Genomic DNA, 20960 nt, shown 5'->3' on the forward strand with positions numbered 1-20960 from the left:
CGGAAACGATTCAGCCGGCGAGCCAGCCGCGGGACAGCCGGTCATAGGCGCCGGCGCGCAGGTCCTCCCGCTCGCCGACGATGACGTGCTTGGCGACCTTCTCGGACGGGGTTTTCGGCAGGCTCGCGCGGAATTCGAGGAAGCGCGGCACCTTGAACGGCGCGAGATGCGCGCTGCAATGCGCGAAGAAGCCGTCGACATCGAAGGCATCGGCCGCGACGCCCGGCTTCAGCACGATGCAGGCCTTCACCTCCTGCCCGCGATCGATATCCGGGACGGGAATCGCCGCGGCTTCGAGGATATCCTGCCAGCCGAGCATCACCGCCTCGACCTCGCGCGCCGCGATATTCTCGCCCGAGCGGCGGATCATGTCCTTGATCCGCCCGACGATATAGTGGAAGCCGCGCTCGTCGCGCCGGAACAGATCGCCAGTGCGGAACCAGCCGCCCTCGCGGAAGCTGTCGGCATTGGCTTCGGGCTTGTTCCAGTAGCCCTGCAGGATGCCGGGGCCGCGAATCCACAATTCGCCGATCTCGCCGGGGGGAACCTCGTTGCCGTCCTCGTCGCGAACAGCCGCTTCGCGAAAGGGCGAGGCGATGCCGCAGGTGCCGGAGCCGACCATCGAGGTCGCGCCATAGGGCGTGAACAGCGCCGAGCCGACCTCGGTCATGCCGAAGCTCTCGCGCGCCACCACGTTGAAACGCTCCTCCAGCTCGGCATGCATGTTCTTCCGCAGGCCGAAGACCGAGACCATCTTCAGCGGGATATCGCGGTCATCCGGCCGCGGCGCCTGCTTCAGGACGATCTGCGGGAAGATGCAGTATTCGATACCGTAACGCCGAACCCAGTCGAGGAAATTGGTGCCCGAGGCCTTGGCCGCAACGAAGAGCGTGCCCTTCAGGCGCATCGCCATCAGCAGCAGCCATTGCGGGTCCATGTAGTAGAAGGGCTGGGCCGCGATGACATGCTTGACGATGCCGTTGGCGCGCATCGCCGCGACCCGGCCGAGCGTCAGCCAGTAGCGATGGCTGAGCATGCAGCCCTTGGGAAAGCCGGTCGTGCCCGAGGTGTACTGGATGTTGATGAGGTCATCGAGTTCCGGCTCCCGCGTCGGGACGAAATCCGCCGCCGGGGTCGCGGCCAGCTTTTCCCAGTCGCCCGCACCACCGACGACGATCGGCCTGGCGAAAGCCGCGAGATCCCTGACCTCCGGCGCCTCACCGATCTCGGCCAGCACGCCGGCCTCGATCACGATCGTCTCCGCACCGCTATCGGTCAGCACATAGGCGACCTCACGCGGGGTATAGCGGACATTGACCGGCACCATGATCGCGCCGATCCGCGCCAGCGCTAGCCAGGTCAGCGGAAAGGCCGGAATGTTCGGCAGCATCACGCCGACGCGGTCGCCGAAGCCGATGCCGCGCGCCGCCAGCCCCGCCGCGAGCGAACGCGTCTTCTCGGCAAGCTCGCGATAACTCAGGACGATGCCCGCCTCGAAGAAATTCGCCGCCGGGGCATCGCCCATTTCGGCGGCACAAGCCTCGATGAAGGCCGCGAGATTGCGCGGGAACGGCTCGGCCTCGATCAGCGCGCGCAACTCCGCGGCTTCCTGCAATTCCCTATCCATCGGCCTGTTCCGTCCTGAGCCGGCGCAAGCCGGCGCTGCGCGCGATTTCCGCGATGCCGAGCCCGACCATCGACATCGCCACCATCACGCAGGCGGCGGCGGCGACGGTCGGGTCGAGCCTGAGATTGAGGTCGTTCCAGATCCGGAGCGGCAGGGTCTCGATCGCTCCGGAGACGAAGAGCGTGATGATCAGGTCGTCGAAGGAAGCGAAGAAGGCGAACATCGCTCCGGCCAGAATCGCGGGCCTGAGCGCCGGCAATGTGACCAGCAGGAAGCTCCGCCACGGCCCGGCGCCAAGCACGCGCGCCGCGCGCTCGATCGTCTCGTCGAGATTGCGCAGGGCCGCGCTGACCACGACAATGACATAGGGCACAGCGACAACCGTATGAGCGAGGACCAGCGTGGTCAGGCTCTCCAGCCATTTCAGCCGCGCGAACAGCATGAACATGCCGAGCGCGATGACGATGCCGGGCACGATCAAGGGCGCGATCGCGAGCCCGTAGAGCAATCCGGCGCCCGGCAGACGATGGCGCACGATCGCCAATGCGCTGGCCGTCCCGATGGCGACCGACAGGATCGTCACGAGCACGCCGATCTTGACGCTGAGCCAGAGCGCCCCGCTCCAGGACGCATCGGTGAACAGCACGCGGTACCAGCGCAGCGACCAGGCGCTTGGCGGGAAGCTCAGGATCTCCGACTCGTTGAAGGAGAGCGGGATCAGGACGACCAGCGGAAACAGCAGGAAGAACACGATCGCGCAGAACCAGAGGGCGAGCGCGATGCGGACGAGGCGGGGGCTCATCGCGCACCTCCGTAGAGATTGCGCTCCGGCACCAGCCAGCGCAGCAGCGCGACTGCGGCGATCGTCGTCGCCAGCAGCACGAGCGCCATGGCGGAAGCCGCCGTCCAGTCGTTCATCTGGTGGACCTGGAGGTCAATCAGGTTGGCGATGGTGCGGTGGCGCGGCCCGCCGAGCAGCGCTGGCGTGATGTAGAAGCCGAGCGAGAGGATGAAGAGCAGCATCGCAGCCGCGACGATGCCGGGCTTCGTCATCGGCAGGTAGACATGCCAGAAGGCTCGCCAGGGCGAGGCCCCCAGCACGCGCGCCGCCCGGACCAGCCCCGCATCGAGCTCGGTCATCACGCCGACCAGCGTCAGGATCGCGACCGGCAGCAGGATCTGCACCATGCCGAGATGCACGGCCAATGGCGTGAACATGAAGCGCTGCGGCTCGGAGGTGATCCCGAGCCAGATCAGCGAGGCGTTGAGCAGCCCCTCGCGCCCGAGCACAAGCGACCATGTGTAGGTGCGCACGAGCACGCTGGTCCAGAACGGCAAGAGCACCAGCGCGAGATAGATGCCCCGCCGCGAGGCCGGTTGGCCGGCAATGAAGCAGGCGGCGGGATAGCCGAGGACGAGGCAGATCAGCGTTACGCTTAGCGCGAGCTTCAGCGTGTTCAGGAAGACCACCGCGAAGACGGGCGAGGACATCAGCCAGCTGACGCCGGCCCATGCCCCGCCCTTGCCCGCAAACGAGATCCGCATGATCTCGACGAACGGGACCACGAAGAAGATCGCGAAGAGCAGCAGGAGCGGCGCGGCCAGAAGCGGCGCCACCATCGACTTCCTGAGCACGTTACCTGTCCCCGGCCCTTGACCCTCAGCTCAGTAGCCAGGCGGCCCAGCGCTCGGTCAGCTTCGGCCGGTGCTCGCTCCAGTATTCCGGATTGAACGAATACTGCACCGCGACATTGTCCGGATGGATCGGCAGGATTTTCGCAAGCGCCGGATCGACCTTCTCGATCAGGCCGGGCGCGAAGCCGGGATAAGGCGAATCCTGCAGGAGCTGGACGCCCTTGTCGGGATCGAGGCGCGTCTTCATGTAACGCATCGCCTCCTTGGGGTGCTTGGCGCCCTTCGGCACCGCCCAGTAGGAGAGCTGGAGCGCCCCGCCGTTCCAGACGATGTCGACCGGCTTGCCCTCCTTCTTGAGCGGCGGTACGCGCCCATTCCAGACCGTGCCCATCACCGCCTCGCCATCGACGAGGAGCTGGACCTGCTGGGCGCCGGTCGTCCACCAGGCCGCGACATGGCGCTTGATCTGGTCGAGCTTCTTGAAGGCGCGCTCGACATCGAGCGGATAGAGTTTGTCGGCCGGCACGCCGTCGGCGAGCAGCGCGAATTCAAGGTTCTGCACCGGCGAATCCTGCAGCGCGCGCGGCCCCGGAAAGGTCTTCACGTCCCAGAAATCGGCCCAGGATTTCGGCGCCTTCCCGCCGAACTTGTCGGTGCGATAGGCGATCACGGTCGAGAAGGTCGAGGTGACCATGCCGTATTTCTGGCGGGCGATCGGCGGCAGCTTGTTGTCGGGATCGACGATCGACCAGTCGATTTCGGTCAGCCAGTTGTTCTTCACGGCCTCGATCATGTCGGCCCCGCCCATCTCGGTCAGGTCCCATTCCATGTTGCCGGTCTCGACCATCGCCTTGAGCTTGGCGAGCGAGACGGGCGCCGTGGCGCGAACGCCAACTCCGGTCTCGGCGGTGAAGGGCTTCTCGTAGATCCGCTCCAGCGACTTGGCGAGGCTGCCGCCCGAGCCGTTGACGGTGATCGTCACGGCCTGCGCGCGGGCGCTCGCGCCCATTGCGGTCAACGCGGCGCCACCCAATGCCAGGCGGCCCATGTCACGTCTCGTCACTGCGGTCATCGTTCGTTCCCTCCCCTTGTTATGTCGTGGAATCGATCGTCAGCCGTCGAGGAACGCGGCCCTTTCCAGGCTGAATCCTAGCGTCACCGGCGCACCGGCGACCGGCCCGTCGCCGCCATGGCGGCGCTGCTCCTGCACGATCACGCGCCCGGCCTTCTCGGTCTCGACGACATAGCGGTAACTGCCGCCATGGAAGGCGACGTCGCCGATCCGCCCGGCGAGCGCAGGCGCAGCCCCGGCCTCCGCGACCCGCGTGAAATGTTCCGGCCGTAGTGCCACCCGCCCGCGCCAGCCTTCCGGCAAGCGAGTCGGCGCAGGTACATCCGCACCCGCGAAGGCGAGACGTCCCCCAGTCAGCTCGGCGGGCAGGAAATTGGTCTCGCCGACGAATTGCGCGACGAAGGCATTGCTGGGACTGTCATAGACTGCGGCCGGCGCGCCGATCTGCTCGATGCGCCCCTCGCTCATCACCACGATCCGGTCGGACATCGCGAGCGCTTCGCCCTGGTCATGCGTGACATAGATCACCGTGCAGCCGATGCGGCGCTGCACCTCCTTGATCTCGTCCTGCATCGCTTCGCGCAGCTTGAGATCGAGCGCGCCGAGCGGCTCGTCCATCAGCAGCACGCGCGGCTCGAACACGATGGCACGGGCGCAGGCGACACGCTGGCGCTGGCCGCCGGAGAGTTCATGCGGCTTGCGCCCGCCATAGCCCGCGAGCCGGACCATCGCCAGCGCCTGCTCGGCCCGCGCATGGCGTTCGGCCTTCGGCACGCCCCGCATCCGCAGCGGAAAGGCGACATTGTCGCGGACATCCATATGCGGGAACAGCGAATAGCTCTGGAAGACCATGCCGACATTGCGCTTCTCGGTCGGCAGGCGGGTGATCGAGACGCCGTCGATCAGCACGTCGCCGGCGCTGGGCTCGATGAAGCCGGCAAGGATGTTGAGCGCCGTCGTCTTGCCGGAGCCGGAAGGTCCGAGGAAGGTGACGAACTCCCCGCCCACGATATCCAGCGAGAATTCCCGGAGCGCCTCGACCGGCCCGTAGTGCTTCGTGATCCCGGCAAAGGAGATCGGCGCCCCGCCTGTGGAGGCCTGCAACCCTTTCGCGCCGCGATGTGCTAGAGATGGGTGCATCACGATCCTGAAACTGATATCAATGTCAGTATGTGAATCGGAGACGAGACGTGTCAAGCGGCCATCCATCCGCAACGCAGGCGAACGAAGCCCTCGACGCGGCCAGAATGGCCGTTAGCGCAACCGCCGGCTCAAGCGAGCCGCGAGCCGCAACCTCCGGCTTCAGCCTGCCCGAAGCCATGCGGGCCGAGCTCGAAGTCGCGCCGAAACTGTCCCGCTCGGAGATGACCCGCCGAAAGCTGATGATCGCGGCGGCGGAATTGATCCAGGATGCAGGCTTCGGCGGGCTCAAGGTCGCCGATATCTGCAAGCGCGCCGATTTCGCCCACGGCACCTTCTACCTGCACTGGAAGGACAAGCGTGGCGTCGCACATGACGTGCTCACCGCCTTCATGGAAGCAATTCGCGCGCACCGGCCGCAGCGCCAGCCCGGCCAGAGCTTCTACCAGCGCCTCGTCGTCGGCCATCTCTACTATATCGACCTCTATCGCCGGAATATCGGCCTGATGCGCTGCCAGGGGCAGCTCGCCGACGAGCTCGACGAGTTTGCCGCGATCGGGCTCAAGGCCAATCTCGCTCTGGCCCATCGTGTCCTGCGCGCAGCGGAGCGCGAGGAGCCCTCGCTAGCGGCACAGCCACTCCCCCAGCGCCTCGCGACGGCGCTGGGCTGCATCGCCATGGTCGACAAGCTCCTGCACGAGGTTTTCGCCCGCGGCCTCGCCCTCGGCCTCAGCGATGACGACTTCGCCGGGACGCTCTCGCTGAGCTGGCACCGTTCCCTGCTCGGCCGCGATCCCTGATCGCAGCGTCGAGCGCTAGGCCGCCTGCGGCTGCTCCTGCGGCGCCAGATAGGCGCTCTGGAAGGTCTCCATCACATGCCCGACCATGTCGCGTGCGACATGGAGCTGATCGTCCTGGAAAGCGAGCGCCCGGGGCGAGTTGAGCACGATCTCGTAGCTCGGGAAGTAGTCGACGAAATCGAAGCGGCGGAACAATTCCTCCGCCACCGCCCGCAGCACCGATTTCGAGGCGCTGTTGGCGACGATGACATCGGCATCCTTGAAGGTCGCGCCGAACGGCACCGGCGAGACCGTGACGACGAAGCGCATCTCCGGATAGCAGTGCTCGCGGATCAGCCCGATGATGTCGAGCATGTCGGCCAGCGTCGCATCATAGCCGTAATCGACGAAGCGGAAGCGCTCCGGCATGCGCTGCAGCCAGACCGGGCCGGGATGGGCGTTCATCGCGATGCCCGTCTCGGCGTCGAGCCAGGTCTCCGTCAGGCCGAGCGTGAAGAAGCAGACGCGCGCCTGCCTGATCTGCGCGGTGGCAGCGGTGAGGCGCTGGCGGTTGGCGAGCGCCGTCTCGCGATCGAGCAACTTCAGACCGCTGGCTTGTGGATCGAACCACTGCCCGGGGGCAAGTTCGATCAGCCCCTCGTCCGGATAGCTCTCGCCGAGCAGGACGCGCTTGATCTCGTGCGTCATGGAGCGCACCGAGTACTTGTTCAGCGCGCCCCGGCTGAGCTGGCCGCGATCGGCCCCGCCGCCGCGCCCGCTTTCCTCGTTCCAGCTCTCGAAATGCTCAGCCGGCACGCCATGGCCTTCGAGCAGCAGCGGCAGGCCGCGCGCCATCAGGATATTCTCGACCTCGCGCGCGAAGCAGGAGCCCATGGTGAAGATCGGCTCGGACGGATCGAGCCTGAACTTCGACTTGTGCTCCACCGCGACATAGTCGCCCGTGGTCAGGCGCTCCCTCGCCATCTTCTCGGGCTTGCCCGAGGTCCAGCCGCGCACGGGATTGCCGCGCATGATCGAGAGGGCCGTGCCCGCATCGTATTCGATCTTCATGATCGTCTCCTGGTTCGTGGAAGCCGATAGCCGGAGGGCCTTCGCGCCTCTGCGAAGGCCGTTCATGAGCCCTGGCCAGCCTCACATCCGGTGGGGAATGCCGTTCCGGTCGAGGAAGCCGCGCATCCGGTCGTAGGAGCCGGCATAGCTCTTCGCGAGGCCGTTCAGCGCCGCCTCCTGATAGACCGCGCGCCAGCCGCCCTCGGCGAGCGCGGCCTCCGGCACGACCGGAATCTTCAGCGTCTCGGCCAGCTCCTGGCTGCGCGTGTCATAGGCGACGAGCACGCCGGGCACGCCATGTGCGACGGCCGGCAGCACGCCATGGACGCGATAACCGACGGCCAAATCTTGCGAGCGTGCGAAGGCGTCGTAATGTTCGACATCGAAGAACGAGAACAATTGCTTCTCGTAGATCCGGCGCATCGCGGCATCGTCCGCCCCGTTCCACCAGCCGGTGCGGGTGAATTCGGCGACGGCCTTCTCCTTGGCCGCGGGATCGCGCAGGAAGAACGCCTTTTCCTCCTGCTCGCCATGCGAGGACATCACCATCTCGCTTTGGGCATCGACCTTGAGCAGGGCCGCCTTCTGGTTGCGCAGATAGGCTTCCGGATCGGCAGTATAGCTCTTGTCGGCCTCGCGGCGCAGGCTGAACGCGACCTTGCGGATCTCGCGCTGGTCGGGGACGCGGATCTGGAGGTCGCGATTGCGGGTGCGGAAGATCGAGGGGCAGCCGACCACTTCGACATTGCGGATGCCGTTCTGCCGGAGCGTCTCGGCGCTGAAGGCCCCGCGCACGCCGATGGCGGCCGAGCGCTCGGCGACGATCGACCAGAAGCGCTTCGAGCCCTCCGACAATTCGATCCGGCGGTTCTGGCTCGCCTGCGCGCCGACGCCGATGGCATAGACCGGCAGCTTGACCTTCTCCAGCACCTCAACGGCGCGGAACCAATCCATGCTCTCATGGATGAAGTTCGAGCCGCGCACGAAGACGAAATCGAACTCGGTGGCATAGCGCGCGATGTCGGCCTCTGTCGGCGACATGATCTTCATCGGCTCCAGATGCGCGTAGTCGAGGAGCTTCAGCGTCGAATCGTAGACGATCATGTCGCCGATATTGAAGTAGTCGCTGAGCAGCTTCTCCATCGGCGCGCGATACCAGCGCACCTTGTCATGGTCGTAGACCTCACCCGCCGGATAGATCACCAGCGCCCGCAAGGCTTTTGTCTTCGACACCGGGCGCAATTCCGAACCGGGCGCGAGCGCGCCGGTGCGGGCATCAGCAACCGCGATCGAACGCAATCGTGTCTCCGGCAGGGCCGGCAACGGAATCGCGATCTCCGCCACGGTCGCATCGCCGGTGACGAGCGCGCCTGGATTGATCGTGGCGTAATCCTGCCCGTCGAGCAGCAGGCGCAGCGACGGCCAGCTTCCTCCCGGCTCGCGAGCGACGAGGACGACGACCTGCTGCGTGGTGGCGCGCAGGATCTTCATGGTCTGCACGGCCTGGCTGGCCGGGAGCGGATGCGCTGGCGCATTCATGGATTGTCCTTCACGATGCGAACCTTGATGCGGACGAGATCGCGCTGCGGGCCGATCTTGCAGTCGGCGACATGCATCTTGGTCATGAACAGAAAGGGCGTGTCGCCCGTGGTTTCGAAATTGCGCGAGGGCGAGGCAGGGTCCGCGATGGCGCCGTAGCCATAGCGATCGCGGTCGCCGCAATCCTTGCTCCACATCGTCGGATGCGTGACGAGCGTCTGCAGCGGCGACCAGCTCACGAGGTCATTCGACCAGCTATAGGCGACGCGCCCGCCGGCGATGCCCTGGCGCGGATCGGGGCCGAGATGAAACAGCGCAAGCCATTGCCCGCTCGCCTCGTGCCGCGTGACCGAGCCGACCGTCGTCGGCAGGTGCCTGAGCGGCTGGCATGGCCGCGCCTGACTCAGGTCGTCGCGATAGGGATCGACGGCGGGGATCGTGAAATCCTGCCCGTCGAAAGCGCGCCACGCCGTCGCGTCCTTGATATCCGTAGAGCGGAACAGGCAGACGCCATTCTTCTGGCCCTCGCCGCCCGTCGTCGCGATCAGCGCATACCAGGCGCCGTCCTTCTCGACGATGTTCGAGGGATTGAAGAAACCGCGATGCCGACCCTGCCCGACATCCTGCTTGTAGGGCGGTGCCGCCACCAAGGGACGCGGCTCGTCGGTCCTGAAGCTGCGCCCGCCATCATCCGAGCGGGCGGCGGTGACGACATTGTACCAGCAGCTCATCGCCTCCTTGAAGCGGCAGGCGCCGGGATGCTTGTCGGCATGATATTCGGCATGGATCAGCGCCTCGACATGGCGCCCGTCGCCGGTCCATGTCGCGGCGATCCAGCTCTTGTCGCTGAACGCGCTCGGATCGGCGCTGTTCTTGGCCTCGAAGGAAACGGAGCAGCTCTTGCGGATCGAGGCGAGGTCGGCGCCGATCAACGGGCGATTGCGGTAATGGCTGGCGAAGGCGACGACCTCGCCCTTGTCGTTGCGGAAGGCGCGCAGCGGCGCATCCGGCAGGTCCCATTGCTCGCAGCGCTCGCGCGCCCAGGAGACAACCGTCTCCTCCTTCGCATCGGGTGCGAGTTCAAGCCGATAGCCCTGCGCCATCGCGGGCGCCGCCAGCAGCAGACAGGCCGCCGACAGCACCGCGCGCAGGGTGCGGGCGCTCCTCATGCCACCTTCCTTTCCGGCGCGGGCGCCGATTGGGCAGCCGCGGTCGGCTTGACCATCTTGTGGTCGACCTTGTTCTCGCTGAGGAAGGCGCTCATCGCGCGATAGACCTGCCCGTAGGCCGCATTGAAGCGATCGAAGCGCGCCTGCTCCCAATAGTCTTCCAGTCGAAAGTCCTGCCCGCCGAAGACGTCGACGCTCGGGATCTTGAACGTATCCGCGAACTCGACGGTGCGGCTGTCATAGGTGAAGTAGATCGAGGGCGTGCCGTTCGCGAGCGCCATCAGGTTGCCGTGCAGGCGGTAGCCGAGCACGAGGTCGAGCCCGCGCACCAGCCGCTCGTATTCCGCAACCACGTCGGAATAGAACATCCGGGTCTGGTAGAGCCGCTCGACCTGCTCATCGAGATACCAGTTATTGGCCCATTCATTGGCGCGCAGCGCCGTCATCGCCTGCGCCTGCTGGTCGATCGTGCCGAGCGCGAGCTTCTTCTCCTCGACCTCACCTTGCGACATCAGCGTGACCTCGAAACGATCCGCCATCGCCTTCACCAGCGAGCGGTGGAAGGTGAGATAGCGCTTGATGTCCTGCGCATAGGTCTTCGAGACCTCGCGCCGCAGCGTGACGCCGGCGGTCTTGATTTGCTCCAGCGGCGGCAGGCGGATGGCGAGGTTGGGATCGTTGTTCCGGAACGCCGTCGGGCAACCGATGATGCGGACATTCCTGATGCCGAGATCGTTCAGCACCTCCGCCGAATAGGTGCCGCGCACGCCGAGCGAGGCGGTCGAGTCCGCAATGAGCTTGAGGACGGTCTTGGTATCCTCGCTCAGCTCCAGCTTGCCGCTGACCGGCGCCTGCGCGCCGATGCCGAAGGCGATGACCGGAATCTTCAACCGGCGCAGCACCTCCGCCGCCTTCGACCAGTTCATCTGCGCATGGACATAATTGGAGCCGCGCAGGAAGACGTAATCGTACTCGGCATTGAGCCGGTCGATCATCGCGGGGTCGACGCGGTCGATCGGCAATTCGTCGAGCTTCTCGAAATTGAGCAGCTTCAGCGAGGAATCGAAGACGAAGGCGTCGCCGATATTGTGGTAGTGCTCGATATGGCTCTGCAGATCGGCATGGCGATACCAGCGGACATTGTCGTGGTCATAGACCTCCCCGGAGGGGCTGATGACGAGGATGCGGGCCATGGTCGGGTCTCCCCTGTTGTTTCGTTATGGTTTCAGGCGATCATCGCAGCGTGGTCCTGCCGCGTGGCGGCAGGCTTGCTGCGTTCCGCCAACAGGCGGCGGTAGAGGTCGAGATGCGTCCCGGCGCATTCGACATGGCTCATCGGCTGCTTGATGCCGCCGCGCAGCCGCTCCCACAGACCGGGCTCGGTCAGCGCGCGCGTCATGCAGTCGACGAGGTCTTCCGGGCTGCCGGGCCGGAAATGCAGGCCGTCGATCTCGTCGGTGATCTTCTCGGCCATGCCACCGAGATTGCTCGCCAGGATCGGGCGGCCGTGGAAGAACGCCTCCTGGATCACGATCGGCGAGTTCTCCCACCAGACCGAGGGCATCACCATCCAGTCGACCGAGCGCATCAGGTTCGGCATCTCGCGGTTCTGGAAGGCGCCGCAGAAACGCACGCGCCGGCCGGCCGCCTCGACGAGCTTGGCGAACTTGTCCTGATAGGCCTGCGGCTGGCGTTCCAGATTGCCGCCATAGACCAGCAGGATCGAATCCTCGCCCCAGATTTTTTCCGGGATGCGTGTCACCGCATCGATCAGCACGTCGGCGCCCTTGTAGGGCGTGAGCTGGCCGAAATAGGCGAAGCGCGAGCGCCGTCCCTTGCCCTCCGGTAAGGGCCGTGGCGGCGCGGCGGCGGCCACGTCGATGCCGTTCTCGATCACCGAGAAACGCTCCTCGGCGAGACCCCAGTCGACATAGCGGTCGACGAGGAAGCGGCTCGGCGAGACGAAATGGTCGGCGAGCCCCAACATGCCCTTGATGAAGGTCTCGCGGGCGAGGAAGCGAGCCGGCGAGATGTCCGGGAAGCAGGCGTTGCAGTCGGTGGGCGACGACCGGTAGCAGAGCTTGAAGGCGCCGGTCTTCACCATCTGGCCGTGGTGGTGGCAGATCGAGAGATATTCGTGGAAGGTCACCACGATCAGCGCATCCGGCAGCGCATCGCGGACCGCGAACAGGCATTCGAGGCCGAGCCCGATGAAATGGTGGAAATGCACCACGTCGGGCTTCAGGTCGTTCAGCACGCGCACGAAATCGCGGTCGATCTCCTCCGTCGCCCGGTTCGAGATCAGGAAGTGGTCGTAATCCTCGGCGTAGTAGAGCAATTCGCCGCCGCGCTGGCGCAGGCTCATCAAGGCCGTGCCGGCATGGCGCGGCGTCGGCGCGCCGACGCGGGCGAGGAAATGGGAATCGACGCCCTCGCCCGCCTGCAAGCCCTTGTGCAGGTTGTAGGAGGCCACCTCCGCGCCTCCCAGAGATAGCGAAGGGTGGCCGTGCGATATCACGAGAACCCGCATCCTCAGCCTTTCATGTTGGAGATGGCGAGCGCCCAGCGCCGGTCGAAGCTGGTGCGGTCGGCGAGCTGCGCGAGCGCGCCGGCATGGGGCGTCGCGGTCTCCGCGTCGTCGACGGCATAGACCTCGACATCCGGCACCCAGAGCGAGGGCGAGCCCGCCATCCGGAGCTTGAGGCAGAGATCGAGCCCCTTCTCCGCCGTGGTGAAATAGTTACGGGCGAAGCCGCCGACCTCGATGAAGGCGGCGCGCGACAGCACGCAGCACTCGCTGGCGCCGGCGGCGACCTCCATCGGGCCGAGATTGCCGACCGCCTCAAGGGGGTAGCCGACGAAGCGGTTGGCGATGCGCCGGCTCGCCCCCTCGCCTTCCAGCCAGGCGCCGGCCCAGCGGATGGAGTCATCCTCGAACAGCAAGGTCGGGCTCGCGACGCATTGGCCGCCGCGCGCCCGATAGGCCCGCTCCAGCCGGCCGAGCCAGCCGGGCATGCGAATCTGCGCAGAACCCGACAACAGCGCGACGGTATTGAAGCGGCAGGCGCGCACGCCCGCCTCCAGCGCATCGCAGGCATCCTCGACGCCCTCCACCGCGACGAGGCGCACCGACAAGCCATAGAAGCGCGCCAGCCGCCGCGCTTCGGCGCCGACGCGGTCGAAGCTCTCGGAGGGCGCGGCGAGCACGATCGGCAGGGGCCGCGCCTCAGGGTCCATCGCGAGCAATGCGAACAGCGCCGACAATTCACGGTGCCGATGATCGAGCCCGATGACGAGGCCTAGCGGGGCCTCGGGATCGAAGCTGCCGACATCGAGCGTTTCCGCGGCGCGCGGCGGGGCGATCTCGGCTGCCTGCAAAGCCGGCGCGATCTGTCGCTCGACCACGGCATTGGCGGTCGAGGAGCGCGGATCGAGCAGGCCGAGCACGCGCTCAAGCGCGCGACGCGCCGGGGCACGATTGGGTTCGAGCGGCAGGAAGGCCGGGCCCGTGCCCTGAACCTCGAAGGCGAGATGGAGCGGCTGGCCGGCTTCCGGCAGCAGCTTCGGCGCGAAGACGATGAAACCGTGATTGTTGCGGCGAGAGGCCAGAGCCGGGCCGAAGCGCGGGTCCTCCATGAAGGCCGCCGTCACGTCGGCGCGCTGTACCCGCGTCCACACACGGTCGACGGCGCAGGACTGGCCGCCGCTGCGCAGCGAGACGCCACCGACCCGGCGCTCGGGATCGAACAGCCAGCCGATGATCAGCACGCCCGTGCCTTCGACCACCGTGACCGAGTCGATGCCGGCCCGCACCGGCTCCTCCAGCAGGCAGACCGTGTCGCGGCCGTCGAAGCGCTGCGAAGCGCGCTTCAGCTTGTCAGCCGTGGCCTGGGGCGCCGAGCCGCGCTGCAAACCGTCGCGCAGATGGCCGGGCACGGTGATCGGCTCCAGCAGGACATGGCGCTCATAGACTTCGAGCGCGCGCCAGCCGTCATTACCGCGGAAATAGAGCCGCTCGATTTCGCCGGGGTGCTGGGCGTGGCAATCCTCCAGCAGGCCGAAGAAGCCGCGCGCGCCCTCGCCGAGATCGTCGCGCTCGAAGGTCCCGGTTTCGAGATGGGCCGGCGACAATCCACCATGCGAGATCAGCAGCTTCACGCGCCCGGCGGCGAAATGCGAGGTCCAGCCCTGCAGGAAGATGCCGCCGCCCGAGCCTGCGACCTCGTCGAGCTTGCCCATCACCTCGACGAAGCCACCCGGCCGCGCCACGGTCTGCAGCAGCATCGCCACCGCCCGCAGGCGGCGCGGATTGGGCGCACCCGTCAGCAGCACTTCGAGCAGGCCGTCGACCACGCTCGGGAAGGCCTGGCCAGCATCGTCGGCAAGCTCGGAGAGGAAGGCCTGCAGGGGCTGCGGCTTGGGCGCCAGGATCAGGCGTAGCGGCCGGCCGGGGCGGCCGATCAGGAGGGCACCGGTGCCGCTATCGTCGACGCTGGGCGCCGGCGCCAGGCACAGGAAGCCGGTGGCTGCCGAAGGCTCGGAGCCGGGCCGGCGCCAGCTCAGCACCATCGTCTGGGCACGGTTGCGCGGATTACCGTCGACCGCGACCGGCACCTTAGCCGGAATGGCGTCGCAATGGCTGCGGACGAGGATCGCGTTCTCGCCGAGCGGCGTCCAGGAGACGGTCGGCGCCGGCGCGATCGCGGTCCTCTCGGGAACGATGACCTCGCTCATGCCTCAGCCTCCCCACAAGGTGACGGCGAGCGTGACGAAGGACATCACCGCGGCGAGCGCCGAGAGGAAGCCGAGAATGACGGTGACCTGCCGGAGCGGCGCCCGCGCCTCCTTGCGGATCGCATCCAATCGCTCGTCGAAGCCGCGCAAGGTGCCGTCGAAGCGCAATTGGAAGACGTCGAGCTCGCCGAGCCGGCGCACGATCTCGCTCTGGCTCTCGGTCTCCGCCTTGGTCGCCTCGGCCAGCGCATGATTCTCTTCGAGCCGCGCCGCGATGCGGTCGAGCTTTTCGTTGAGCTCCTTCTGGGCAAGCTGGGCGCGCCGGTTGAGCACGATCAGCATCTCGACCTTGTCGAAGAAGCGCGCCAGCGGCACAGCGATTGCCGCCTCCGCCGCCAATTCGTCCGCCGCCGGCAGGCGCAGTTCCAGCTCCACGCCTGTTGCCGCGGAGACACCGACGACCGTCAGCCGGGCGCGTGCTGCGAGCAGAGCCTCGTCGAGATCGATCGAGAAGGCGTGCTTGCCGTCGCCGATGCCGTTGCGGCGCAGGTCGATGCGGCTCTGGTCGGCCTTGGTTTCCGCGACGACCTTGCCGTCCAGGGAGATCCTGACGGTGATCGCTTCGTCGGGGCGGGCCTCGTCCCAGATCCAGCCATGCAGGCGGCTGCCGTCGAGGGCATCGACCCGTCCGTTCAGGCGGGCGGGGTTGACGTTAGGCAGGCGGACTTCGTTGTCCTGATGTTGAGCCGTGGTCATGCGGCCTCCGCGAGCTTGAGGTCATCGAAGAGGGCGAGGTGGCGGCCGGCGCAGTCGGCTAGCGTCGGCTGCTCGGCAATGCCGTGGACGAGGCGCTGCCAGAGGCCGGCCTCCTCCATCGCCCGGCGCAAGGTGCGGGCCAGCGCCGCCGGATCGCCCGGCCGGACATGCAGCCCGTCGATCTCGTCGCGCACCATCTCGGCCATGCCGCCGATAGCGCTGACGATCGGCGGGCGGCGGTGCTGGAAGGCTTCCTGGATGACGAGTGGCGCGTTCTCCCACCAGATCGAGGGCATCACCACCCAGTCGATTTCGGCCATCAGGCCCGGCACCTCGTCGCGGGAATAGGCCCCGCAATGGGTGACGACGCCCTCGGCTCCCGCGAGCGCGCTGTCGAACGCGCTGGTGAAGGCCTCGCTCTGGAACGGCGCGCCGCCATGGATGCGCAGCGAGAATTCGGTCTCGCCGGACGCGCGCAGCAACTGCGCGGCCTGCAGCAGCGGCAGCACGCCCTTCCAGGGGTTGAGATTGCCGAAATAGCCGAAGCTGGCGCGACGGCCGCTCGCCTGCCGGTGCGGCGCCGCCTCCTGCGCCGGCCGCGCATTGGCGATGACTTCGATCCGCTCTCCGGGCAGGCCCCAGTCGACATAGCGCTGGCGCAGGAAGCGGCTCGGCGCGACGAAGCGGTCGACGACGGCCAGATGCGTCTTGATGAAGCGCTCGCGCAGCAGGAAACGGTCCGAGCCGATCTCGGGGAAGCAGCCATGGCAGGCCGAGGGCGAGGAACCGTTACAGCGTTGGCGGTCTCCCGGCCGCACCATCAAACCGTCATGGTGGCAGATCGGGTAGTAGTCGTGCAGCGTCATCACGATCGCGGCCTGCGGCAGCAGCCGGCGCGCCAGCGTCAGGAACTCGGCGCCGATCAGCACGAGATGGTGGACGTGGATCACGTCCGGCCGGAACTCCTCCAGCAGCGTCGCGAGATCCTGCAACGTGCCGTAATGGTCGATCTGGCTCATGTGAAAGCGGTCGTAATGCTGGCTCCACAGCACCACGTCCTCGCCGATCGCCTGCAGTGCCGTACCCGGATGCGGCCCGCGATGCATCGCATTGGTCGCACCGAGAAACAGCACCTCGCAACCCTGCTCGCGATAGGCCTGCGTCAGGTCATGCGCGAAAATCTCGGTGCCGCCCGGATGCAGCGACGGGTGGTTATGCGCGACGACGAGGATGCGCCGGCTCATGCCACGCCTCCCGGTCCCTTGCCCCCCGGTTTCGTCGCGATCAGCAGGTCCTGGTAATGCGCCGCGCTGATGCCGCGCCAATGGCCCGGGCGCAGTGCCTCGACGGTGAGCCCGGCCTCAGCCGTCTGTTCCAGCAGGAAGCGGCTGTCGATGCCGGCGGCCGCCAGCGGCGCCTCGTCGATCGCGTACCAGCCCGGCCCGTCCTGCCAGCGCTTGAACGACAGGCGCTCCTGGCCGGTCGCCGCGCCGTCGATCGCGAAAGCAGTGAGGAACAGGCGCCCGCCCGGCGAGAGCAGGCGCGCCGCCTCCTGCAGATAGACCACGAGTTCCTCAGGCGGCAGATGCGTCGCGACCGAGGTCATCGTCACGAAGTCGAAGCTGCCATTGGCGAAACCGAAGCGAACCTCGAGGCCCGGCAACGAGCCGGCCGGATTATAGAGCGGGTGAGCGATGTCGAGCCGCTGGAAGCGGAAGCGCGGATAGGCCGGCGTGATCGTCTGCGCGCACCACAGGATGCCCTCCATGACAGGATCGACGCCGTCATAGCTACCACGCGCGGGGTCGAGATATTGCGTCAACGGCACCGCCATGCGGCCGATGCCGCAGCCGATGTCGAACACGCGCTCATGCGGCTTCAGCCGGCCGATCCGGATGAAATGGCCGAGGAACTCGGCGCCGATGGCGCGATAATCGCCGTCGCCGACGAAGATCGAGTCCGGCGGAGGGTGCGGCATGAAGCGGTTGCTCTGCAGCGAGGCCAGGAGCCAGTCGAGCTCGGGCCCGGCGGAGGCTTCCGCGGGAACTGGCTCCGGTGCGATCTGTCTCAGGGCAGTCATGCGGCGGTCGCTCTCCTGAAGGTGAAGCGGGGGACAAGGTCGGGCTCGGCAGGCGCAGGCGCCGGCAGGGCAAGCTCAGGCGCGGAGGTCTCGAAGGCCTGCATCAGCGCCTCGATCTGGGCGCCCCAGCGTTGGCTCTGGAGCCAGGCGTTGTGCTGGGAAGCGGCGCCGCGCGTGTAATCGGTGCTGCGCGCGATCGATTGCCGTTCAAGGTGGTAGAGCGCGACATCCGGGACATAGAGGATGCCGAAGCCGGCGCGCCTGATCTTGAGGCAGAGATCGCTGTCCTCGTAATCGCCGATGACATAGCTCTCGTCGAAGCCACCAAGCGCCGCGTAGAGATCGCGCGCCATCACGATGCAGGCGCCTGTGACACCCGGCACCGGTCGCTCGATAGTGGCCGGCGCATAGCTTCCGGGCATGCCCTTGAAGTAATGATGGTTGAGCCAGGTGCCTTTACTGTCGCGCTTGAAGAGCAAACCGGCATGCTGCAGCGAGTTGTCGTCGTAGAGTAGTTTCGGACCGACAGCGCCGACCCGTGCGCGACGGTCGAGCCGGGCCATCAAGCCCTCCAGCCAGCCATTACCGGTCGGGATCACGTCGGAATTGACGAGGGCGAGCACCTCGCCGCGCGCCACGGCAGCGCCGGCATTGCAGGCGGCCGAGAAGCCGCCATTGCGCCGCATCGCGACGAGCTGCATCGGCAGGCCATAGGCGAGATGCAGGCCGCCGAGCAGATGCGCGACCTCGGCCTCGTGCTCGGGCGAATCGAGCACATAGATCAGCTCGGCATTCTCCGTGAACCACGGGTCGCCGGCGAAGGCCGCGACCTGCACGCGCAGGAAATCATAGACGCGGTAGAGCGGGATCACGACCGAAGCCTTCGGCCGCGCCAATGGCTGTCCATACGCCTTGACGACCGGCTCCGGCCGGCTGTCGCGCAGATCCTCCTGGCAGGCGGCGAGGATCGGCGCGAGCGTCGTCTCAATCATCTCCGCGGTCAGGTATTGCGGCGGGATCGCCGCCAGCGCCCGCGCCCGGATCGTCACCGGATCGGCCGGCTGTACCGGCGGCCGCAATGTCAGCGTCGTCCCGGATTTCAGCTTGATCTCGCAACGCGGCTGCAGCACCGGCGCACCGCCGGCATAGTCCGGAGCGAAGCCGGCGAAGCCCGTGGCGGCGCGGGTCTCGCCATCCGCCCCGGTCGGCAGGCGCACGGGGAAGCGCTGCAAACGCGACAGCATCGCGATCGGCTCGCCATTGCCGCGATGGAGCAGCACTTCTTCGAGTAGATCGTCGGGGTCACGCAGCCAGCCGCCGATCAGCAATCCGGCCCGGTTGCAGACGGCGAGGTCGAGCTCGGCCGCAGGCAGGTCGTCGCTGCGGCGGACATGCTGGACGGCGAGCGGCACGCGCCGCTGCATCTCGATCGCCAGCAGGCGGCCCTGCTCGGACAGGCCAGCGAGCTGCTCGACCACCCAATTACGCAACCCGTCGCGACTCGCGGCCTTTCCGGCCCACCAGCGACCAAGCGACGGCGCGGATTGCCGGCCGGGCAGCGCACGCAACACCAGCGAGCGCTCGCCCTGCAAGATCAGCAGCCCGCCGCCACGGCTCGGCGGCGCATCCAGCACGAGATGGACCTCGCGCTTGCCGCTGCGGTCGGCCGCTCCGAGGCGTGACTTGAGATCGAGGCGCGTCAGTCCGGCGCCATCGAGGCGGGCAACACCCTGCAAGGCACCGAACGCGGCGGGCACCGCCGTCTCGAACAGCCACTGCCCGTCGACCAGCACCGCGGTCGGCTGCATCGCGATGGGCTTCGGGAACAGCGTCAGCAGGAACTGGCGCAGGAAGGACAGGTAATTCGGGATCGCGGCGAGGCCGAACAGCGGCGGCCAGGCACGGACCAGCGCATTGGCGAGCGTCAGGCGCGCCTGCGGCGTCAAGTCCTTGAGGATTTCAGCCGGATCGGCAAGGCCGTGGACGAGCGTCGGATCGAAGCCGGCCGTCACCTCGCCTTGCGGGCCGTGATCCGAGAGCGTCGCGACGACATGGTCATGGCCGGACGAACGGAAAGCGACGGCGAGCCGCTCGCGCCCGTCGCGCAAACCGAGCGAGATCGAGGCCGCGGGCAGGCGCCGGCCGCCAGCCGTGAGCGCGATCGCGGACTTGCCGAAGGGCGAGGCCTCCAGCGTCCAGCAGAGCAGGAAGACCGAGCCGCCGAGGCGGTGGAGTTCGAGCTGGGCAGGTGGTGTCGTCGCCATCGCGACAGGCGCGAGAGAAAGCATTGGGGGCGTTCCTGCGGCACGGAGAATCCCGGAGCGCTTGCGGAAAACGGGGGGGCGCTTTCCGGGGGCGTCGCGCTCCGGGAGCTGCAAACCCCTCATCCAGCCATCGGCCCGACGAGGGGTCGCATCAGGATCAGGCAACCGTGAAGTAGGAGTTCGGGTCGGCCTGAACGTCGTCGGCGGAGACACCGACCAGGGTCAGGGTGTCGCCATTGCCGAGATCGACGACGGTGTTGCCGCCGACGGTGGTGGCACGCGCCGCGACATCTTCCGCCGAGCTGATGCCCGTGCCGTTGATGTCGGACGCGATCTGCAGCAGGTCCGAGCCGGTCTCGAAATCGAGGACGACATCGTTGCCGCCGCCACCCTCGAACACGAAGGTGTCGCTGCCCGCGCCGCCATGCAGGATGTCGTTGCCGGCACCGCCGAACAGCATGTCGTCGCCATTGCCACCCTGTAGGATGTCGTCGCCGGCACCGCCATTGAGGATGTCGGCCCCGTCACCGCCCTGCAGGACGTCATTGCCGGCGCCACCTTGGAGGATGTCGTCGCCCGGCCCGCCCTGCAGGATATCGTTGCCCTCGCCGCCGATCAGGACATCGTCGCCGTTATTGCCGCGCAGGATGTCGTCGCCGGCGCCACCGGTGAGGATGTCGTTGCCCTCGCCGCCGAACAGGGCGTCATTACCCTCGTCGCCGGACAGGACATCGTCGCCGAGCCCGCCGAAGAGGGTATCATTACCCTCGCCGCCGAACAGGGCATCGTTGCCGCCGTCACCGAACAGCGTGTCGTCGCCTTCCTCGCCGAACAGGGAATCGACCTGATCCCCACCCTTGACGATGTCATCGCCGGCTCCGGCGAGAATCACGTCACTGAAACGACTCCCAATCAAAAAGTCGTCGAATGCACTTCCTTCGATCGTTGCCATACGGCACCTCCTGGGCGATCTGGTGAACCTGGAATGTTCGGCGGCCGCACCGCAGAACGAGAAGACCAGGACATTTCCGGCAGCGATCAACAGATCAGGCCGCCGCTCGACCACACGAGAATTGCTCAATAGATGCGCTGCA

17 protein-coding genes are annotated in these 20960 nt (G+C 67.1%); 1 reads left to right on the top strand and 16 read right to left on the bottom strand.

Annotation, left to right across the window (positions count from 1 at the left end):
• Nucleotides 1-10: 10 nt before the first annotated feature.
• The 5 genes from AC3WMA_RS12800 to AC3WMA_RS12820 are packed head-to-tail and all read right to left on the bottom strand — an operon-like array spanning nt 11 to nt 5438.
• Nucleotides 11-1627 carry a class I adenylate-forming enzyme family protein gene (locus AC3WMA_RS12800; protein ID WP_492285729.1) on the bottom strand — a complete coding sequence of 539 codons (1617 nt, stop codon included), beginning with the start codon at nt 1625-1627 and terminating at the stop codon, nt 11-13.
• Complete coding sequence (locus AC3WMA_RS12805) at nt 1620-2429, bottom strand: ABC transporter permease (protein WP_492285730.1); 810 nt, start codon at nt 2427-2429, stop codon at nt 1620-1622. Before AC3WMA_RS12805 ends, AC3WMA_RS12800 begins: the two co-directional genes overlap by 8 nt.
• Nucleotides 2426-3262 carry an ABC transporter permease gene (locus AC3WMA_RS12810; RefSeq protein WP_492285731.1) on the bottom strand — a complete coding sequence of 279 codons (837 nt, stop codon included), beginning with the start codon at nt 3260-3262 and terminating at the stop codon, nt 2426-2428. Before AC3WMA_RS12810 ends, AC3WMA_RS12805 begins: the two co-directional genes overlap by 4 nt.
• 25 nt (nt 3263-3287) lie before the next feature.
• Entirely contained in the window at nt 3288-4334 is a 1047-nt protein-coding gene (locus AC3WMA_RS12815; RefSeq protein WP_492285732.1) for an ABC transporter substrate-binding protein, read from the bottom strand.
• Nucleotides 4335-4373: 39 nt separating this feature from the next.
• Nucleotides 4374-5438, bottom strand: coding sequence for an ABC transporter ATP-binding protein (locus AC3WMA_RS12820; protein WP_492285733.1), 1065 nt, complete (start codon nt 5436-5438; stop codon nt 4374-4376).
• A 143-nt stretch (nt 5439-5581) separates the two neighbouring features.
• On the opposite strand from AC3WMA_RS12820, the gene AC3WMA_RS12825 reads away from it, so the two are divergent.
• Entirely contained in the window at nt 5582-6274 is a 693-nt protein-coding gene (locus AC3WMA_RS12825; protein WP_492285734.1) for a TetR/AcrR family transcriptional regulator, read from the top strand.
• A gap of 15 nt (nt 6275-6289) precedes the next feature.
• Here the strand turns inward: AC3WMA_RS12825 and AC3WMA_RS12830 are convergent, their stop codons facing one another.
• The 11 genes from AC3WMA_RS12830 to AC3WMA_RS12880 all read right to left on the bottom strand — a co-directional run bounded on the left by AC3WMA_RS12830 (nt 6290) and on the right by AC3WMA_RS12880 (nt 20818).
• Nucleotides 6290-7324, bottom strand: coding sequence for a GSCFA domain-containing protein (locus AC3WMA_RS12830; protein WP_492285735.1), 1035 nt, complete (start codon nt 7322-7324; stop codon nt 6290-6292).
• 81 nt (nt 7325-7405) lie between these two features.
• Nucleotides 7406-8863: a polysaccharide pyruvyl transferase family protein gene (locus AC3WMA_RS12835; RefSeq protein WP_492285736.1), complete on the bottom strand. Its 1458-nt coding sequence runs from the start codon at nt 8861-8863 to the stop codon at nt 7406-7408.
• On the bottom strand, nt 8860-10032 hold the full coding sequence (locus AC3WMA_RS12840) for a hypothetical protein (RefSeq protein WP_492285737.1): 1173 nt from the start codon (nt 10030-10032) through the stop codon (nt 8860-8862). Before AC3WMA_RS12840 ends, AC3WMA_RS12835 begins: the two co-directional genes overlap by 4 nt.
• The gene (locus tag AC3WMA_RS12845) at nt 10029-11225 is read right to left on the bottom strand and encodes a polysaccharide pyruvyl transferase family protein (RefSeq protein ID WP_492285738.1); all 1197 of its coding nucleotides are present in this window, start codon (nt 11223-11225) and stop codon (nt 10029-10031) included. Before AC3WMA_RS12845 ends, AC3WMA_RS12840 begins: the two co-directional genes overlap by 4 nt.
• 32 nt (nt 11226-11257) lie before the next feature.
• On the bottom strand, nt 11258-12562 hold the full coding sequence (locus AC3WMA_RS12850; protein WP_492285739.1) for a glycosyltransferase family 4 protein: 1305 nt from the start codon (nt 12560-12562) through the stop codon (nt 11258-11260).
• A 2-nt stretch (nt 12563-12564) separates the two neighbouring features.
• Nucleotides 12565-14766 (bottom strand): glycosyltransferase family 2 protein, encoded by a 2202-nt coding sequence (locus AC3WMA_RS12855; protein WP_492285740.1) that lies wholly within the window; start codon nt 14764-14766, stop codon nt 12565-12567.
• 3 nt (nt 14767-14769) lie between these two features.
• Entirely contained in the window at nt 14770-15522 is a 753-nt protein-coding gene (locus tag AC3WMA_RS12860; RefSeq protein ID WP_492285741.1) for a hypothetical protein, read from the bottom strand.
• Entirely contained in the window at nt 15519-16766 is a 1248-nt protein-coding gene (locus tag AC3WMA_RS12865) for a glycosyltransferase family 4 protein (RefSeq protein ID WP_492285742.1), read from the bottom strand. Before AC3WMA_RS12865 ends, AC3WMA_RS12860 begins: the two co-directional genes overlap by 4 nt.
• Nucleotides 16763-17602, bottom strand: coding sequence for a class I SAM-dependent methyltransferase (locus AC3WMA_RS12870; RefSeq protein WP_492285743.1), 840 nt, complete (start codon nt 17600-17602; stop codon nt 16763-16765). The genes AC3WMA_RS12865 and AC3WMA_RS12870 overlap by 4 nt, the downstream gene beginning before the upstream one ends.
• Nucleotides 17599-19890, bottom strand: a complete 2292-nt coding sequence (locus tag AC3WMA_RS12875) for a glycosyltransferase (protein WP_492285744.1) — start codon at nt 19888-19890, stop codon at nt 17599-17601. Before AC3WMA_RS12875 ends, AC3WMA_RS12870 begins: the two co-directional genes overlap by 4 nt.
• A 133-nt stretch (nt 19891-20023) precedes the next feature.
• Nucleotides 20024-20818 (bottom strand): calcium-binding protein, encoded by a 795-nt coding sequence (locus AC3WMA_RS12880; RefSeq protein WP_492285745.1) that lies wholly within the window; start codon nt 20816-20818, stop codon nt 20024-20026.
• Nucleotides 20819-20960 lie beyond the last annotated feature (142 nt).

This window comes from Allobosea sp. FW305-C-101 (assembly GCF_058783685.1).

Excerpts from the sequence above, each read along its gene's own strand:
- AC3WMA_RS12850 (WP_492285739.1), bottom strand. The coding sequence starts at position 12,562 with ATGCGGGTTCTCGTGATATCGCACGGCCACCCTTCGCTATCTCTGGGA.
- AC3WMA_RS12830 (WP_492285735.1), bottom strand. The coding sequence starts at position 7,324 with ATGAAGATCGAATACGATGCGGGCACGGCCCTCTCGATCATGCGCGGC.
- AC3WMA_RS12800 (WP_492285729.1), bottom strand. The coding sequence starts at position 1,627 with ATGGATAGGGAATTGCAGGAAGCCGCGGAGTTGCGCGCGCTGATCGAG.
- AC3WMA_RS12805 (WP_492285730.1), bottom strand. The coding sequence starts at position 2,429 with ATGAGCCCCCGCCTCGTCCGCATCGCGCTCGCCCTCTGGTTCTGCGCG.
- AC3WMA_RS12870 (WP_492285743.1), bottom strand. The coding sequence starts at position 17,602 with ATGACTGCCCTGAGACAGATCGCACCGGAGCCAGTTCCCGCGGAAGCC.
- AC3WMA_RS12880 (WP_492285745.1), bottom strand. The coding sequence starts at position 20,818 with ATGGCAACGATCGAAGGAAGTGCATTCGACGACTTTTTGATTGGGAGT.
- AC3WMA_RS12875 (WP_492285744.1), bottom strand. The coding sequence starts at position 19,890 with ATGCTTTCTCTCGCGCCTGTCGCGATGGCGACGACACCACCTGCCCAG.
- AC3WMA_RS12840 (WP_492285737.1), bottom strand. The coding sequence starts at position 10,032 with ATGAGGAGCGCCCGCACCCTGCGCGCGGTGCTGTCGGCGGCCTGTCTG.
- AC3WMA_RS12825 (WP_492285734.1), top strand. The coding sequence starts at position 5,582 with ATGGCCGTTAGCGCAACCGCCGGCTCAAGCGAGCCGCGAGCCGCAACC.
- AC3WMA_RS12855 (WP_492285740.1), bottom strand. The coding sequence starts at position 14,766 with ATGAGCGAGGTCATCGTTCCCGAGAGGACCGCGATCGCGCCGGCGCCG.
- AC3WMA_RS12815 (WP_492285732.1), bottom strand. The coding sequence starts at position 4,334 with ATGACCGCAGTGACGAGACGTGACATGGGCCGCCTGGCATTGGGTGGC.
- AC3WMA_RS12865 (WP_492285742.1), bottom strand. The coding sequence starts at position 16,766 with ATGAGCCGGCGCATCCTCGTCGTCGCGCATAACCACCCGTCGCTGCAT.
- AC3WMA_RS12860 (WP_492285741.1), bottom strand. The coding sequence starts at position 15,522 with ATGACCACGGCTCAACATCAGGACAACGAAGTCCGCCTGCCTAACGTC.
- AC3WMA_RS12845 (WP_492285738.1), bottom strand. The coding sequence starts at position 11,225 with ATGGCCCGCATCCTCGTCATCAGCCCCTCCGGGGAGGTCTATGACCAC.
- AC3WMA_RS12835 (WP_492285736.1), bottom strand. The coding sequence starts at position 8,863 with ATGAATGCGCCAGCGCATCCGCTCCCGGCCAGCCAGGCCGTGCAGACC.